The organism is Psychroflexus salarius (assembly GCF_900129035.1).
GTDB lineage: Bacteria > Bacteroidota > Bacteroidia > Flavobacteriales > Flavobacteriaceae > Psychroflexus > Psychroflexus salarius.
The window spans coordinates 1-1426 of the sequence record NZ_FQTW01000040.1; the positions used below are offsets into that span (position 1 = coordinate 1).

At 34.6% G+C, this 1426-nt stretch carries 2 protein-coding genes; both read right to left on the reverse strand.

The genetic code is table 11. The features are described 5' to 3' along the window. Nucleotides 1-134: 134 nt before the first annotated feature. Nucleotides 135-1031: an IS3 family transposase gene (locus BUB82_RS11640; RefSeq protein WP_143185700.1), complete on the reverse strand. Its 897-nt coding sequence runs from the start codon at nucleotides 1029-1031 to the stop codon at nucleotides 135-137. Further along, complete coding sequence (locus BUB82_RS11645) at nucleotides 986-1369, reverse strand: helix-turn-helix domain-containing protein (protein WP_073193797.1); 384 nt, start codon at nucleotides 1367-1369, stop codon at nucleotides 986-988. Before BUB82_RS11645 ends, BUB82_RS11640 begins: the two co-directional genes overlap by 46 nt. Between the last annotated feature and the right edge of the window lie 57 nt (nucleotides 1370-1426).

Below are 1426 nucleotides of genomic sequence, written 5' to 3' on the forward strand. Positions count from 1 at the left end.
TTTTGTCTTGTCCTGAAATAGGTTGATCTTTTTTGGGTTAAAAATTTCATTCATAAATATCGTTTTTATTCACGTAACATTGATAACTTTTTTTAAATAATTCCCTTCGGGTTTTAAAAAAGTTATCAACATTCCTACGCCGCTTCCCTTTTATAAGATTTGTACTTTATCGAATTATACTCCCTGTGGATTTGCTCTGGTGTTGACAAGTTTAAACTCCAATGTAAACGCTGTGTATTGTAAATGTGAGCGGCTTCTCGCATCATCAGTTGAGCAATGGCTACACTTTTTATCCTTCGTTTAAGTCCAAATTCATACTTCAATGTTGCATTTATACGTTCTGCCACTGCATTCTCATAAGGGTCATACTGCTGGGTTGTGCTTAATACATACCCATGTTGGGTAGCATATTCAGTAAACTCTGGACAACAGTACTGAATTCCTCTATCTGAATGATGTATAATCTTTTTAGGGTGGAACTCTAATCGTTTTGTTGCCATTTTTAGTGCTTTTACAACTAAGCTTGCCCTCATGTTGTCATCCAATGCCCAACCCATTAATTTCTTTGAATAGGCATCGGTAACCAGGGCTAAGTAAGCATGACCAGCATCGGTCTTAATGTAAGTGATATCACTCACAAATACTTGTTCACTATGAGTAATCTCCATATCTTTTATTCTATTTGGTGACTTATAAAACCCATGATTGGAATCGGTAGTTACATGATATCGCTTGGTCTTTTTAACTAACATACCGTAGCTTCTAAGCAAGTCAAATAAAGCATCTCTTCCCATTTTAATATTGTTTTGCTTAAGACCTTCTCTTATATATTTGTGAAGCTTTCTACCACCTGATCTGCGATGTACTTTCCTGACTTTCTTTACTAAGTTCAAGACAACTTGATCTCGGTCTTCCTTTGCCTTATCGGCCTGTATGCGTTTATAATAAGCCTGTTTACTTATCCCGAAATATTGATAGAGCCACTTTACTTTGTATGGCTTTTGCGCTTTTGCTCTATCTCTTTTGCTAATACTTCGGGTAAATACTTTTTTGAGAGATGCTCACCTGTAATGTTCTCAAAATCAGCTATCACATCTTGTTGAAATTCTTTCACAAATTCCAATTCATCAATGCGTTCTTTGAGCTTTTTAATTTCATCAGTTTTACTCATACTATTGGATTTAGATTCGAAGTTACTCAATTTCTTTAACCAATAAGTTATAGAGCTTCTGGAAATATTATACTTCTTAGATGCATAGTTGATGGATATCTGACCATTGGTAATTTCGTCAATGACTTTAAGTTTGAAGTCAAAACTTACTTTTTGATACTGCTTTTTTCGACAGTCTGAATTCTTTGGTGTTTCCATAGGTACTAAAAGTGTTTAATTTTTAGTCAACCTATTTTAGGACGAGACATTTTTTCA

Bases quoted from the DNA above. Each gene is read 5' to 3' on its own strand.
- BUB82_RS11645 (WP_073193797.1), bottom strand. From the start codon at position 1,369: ATGGAAACACCAAAGAATTCAGACTGTCGAAAAAAGCAGTATCAAAAA.